This is a genomic window from Pseudomonas sp. CGJS7, assembly GCF_036961695.1.
Genome location: NZ_JBAMDI010000006.1, coordinates 116,192 through 118,015, shown reverse-complemented (window position 1 = coordinate 118,015; position 1,824 = coordinate 116,192). Strand labels below are relative to the sequence as shown.

Sequence of the window (1,824 nt, the reverse complement as noted above, 5' to 3'; positions counted from 1 at the left end):
GCTAACCACTGCCACATCCGGCGGCGAGGATGTGGATTTCCGCTACCGCCGCCTCAGGCCGCCTACCTCGATTTGCTGTTTACTTCGCCATCGCTGTTCAAACATTCCTGTTCAAACCGGAGAACACCATGACCAACCCCTTCGAAGACAACAACGGCAGCTTCCTCGTTCTGGTCAACGACGAAAACCAACACTCGCTGTGGCCCGAATTCGCCGAAGTGCCGGCCGGCTGGAAGACCGTGTTCGGTCCGGATCAGCGTCAGAGCTGCCTGGACTATGTCGAGAAGAACTGGACCGACATGCGTCCGGCCAGCCTCGTCGCTTTGGACCAGGCGCATTGATCGGCCGGCGATAACACCGCAGTCGCAGCGCGGGGATGAGGTCGCGTCCGAATCCCCTCGCGGTGAAGCCCTGGATCCCCGCATTCGCGGGGATCGCGGTTTGTGCGACACGCCGCACAAGCCAGCTTCCGTCATTCGTTGATATGCGGAAGTTTTGCGATTTTCCTGCGTTCGCGATCGAAGTGGCTGGATCCCCGCGTTCGCGGGGACGACGACTTGCAAGACCATCGCGCAAGCTATCTTTCGCCGTAATCGCGAACGCGCTCCGCGTTGCTTCGGCGCAGCCACGCATTGAGCTGCTTTCGCGCAGACACGATCGAGTCCACATAAAACCGGACAACTATTTCCAAACCGCGTCACATTACGATTCGCGTCCGCGCCGCAAGTCGCTTTGAAACATGAACGCGTTAGCCTTCATTGTTATCGATTCATGCCGAACGGCAATTGCGACTCATTCGCATTAAAGATAAGATGAAGTTCTCCCGCAGTCGCAAGTCCCCGCCATGAGCCGCTACATCGGTTTGCTGAATTCGGTTCCTGCGCCGCTGCTGTGCGAAATGATCGGGCGTGCCGGCTACGACTTCATCGTGCTGGATCTGGAGCATCTGCTAGTCTCTCCCGACCAGTTGCAACACGCGATCCGCGCCTGCGAGATCGGCGGCTGCGAACCTTGGGTACGCGTGCCGGAAGTCGACGCCAAACTGATCGGCCGCGTACTCGACGCCGGCGCCAAGGGCATCGTGATCCCGCGGGTGGAAACCGCCGATGAGGCGATGCGCGCGCTCGCCGCTGCGCGCTTTCCTCCGCTCGGCCGCCGCGGCATCACCGGCGGTCGCGTCACCGGCTTCGGCCAAATCAATCTGAACGACTACATCGACAACGCCAATCGCCAGATCCGGGTGATACCGATGATCGAAAGCGCGGCTGGCGTGGCCGCAGTGGACGACATCCTGGCGGCGCCCGGCATCTCGATGGTGCTGGAAGGCGCGCTCGATCTCGCCCTGGACATGGGCCTGGGTCCCGATCCCGTTCACCCGGGCGTATGGGCCGCGCTGCGACGCGTCGCCGAGCGATGTCGCGACGCCGGCGTGCCGTTCTGCGCCAATCCGCGCAACGACGAACAACGCCGCTACTGGGCCGGGCAAGGCATTCAATGGTGGCTCGCCGGCGAAGACCGCGGGATGTTGCAAGCCGCATTGCGCAATCACCTGAGCGTAACGCGCCAGGCCTGACCTCCCCTACCCGTAAGGATTTCGCAGTGATCGGGTTCTCCGCACCGCGCCGGCTCGCAGTGGCGACCGGTTTCGTCCGCGCCTGCCGCCGCATATGCGCCGGACGCGACGACCACCGCTGGCCCGACGCCTGCAGACACCGCGTATCCGACGTCGCAGTGTTCGACCCCACCGCCACCTGCGCGCTGCCCGCGCAGCCCGACCCGGCCGGCTCCTCGGCCTGAACGCCCGATTCCTTCCCCCAAATCCGG

2 protein-coding genes are annotated in these 1,824 nt (G+C 63.3%); both read left to right on the top strand.

Features of this window, described 5'->3' with window-relative positions:
• Positions 1 to 128: 128 nt before the first annotated feature.
• The gene (locus tag V7787_RS06320) at positions 129 to 341 is read left to right on the top strand and encodes an MbtH family protein (protein WP_336086614.1); all 213 of its coding nucleotides are present in this window, start codon (positions 129 to 131) and stop codon (positions 339 to 341) included.
• 503 nt (positions 342 to 844) lie between these two features.
• Complete coding sequence (locus V7787_RS06315; RefSeq protein WP_336086612.1) at positions 845 to 1,573, top strand: HpcH/HpaI aldolase family protein; 729 nt, start codon at positions 845 to 847, stop codon at positions 1,571 to 1,573.
• Positions 1,574 to 1,824 lie beyond the last annotated feature (251 nt).

Bases quoted from the DNA above. Each gene is read 5' to 3' on its own strand.
- V7787_RS06320 (WP_336086614.1), top strand. From the start codon at position 129: ATGACCAACCCCTTCGAAGACAACAACGGCAGCTTCCTCGTTCTGGTC.
- V7787_RS06315 (WP_336086612.1), top strand. From the start codon at position 845: ATGAGCCGCTACATCGGTTTGCTGAATTCGGTTCCTGCGCCGCTGCTG.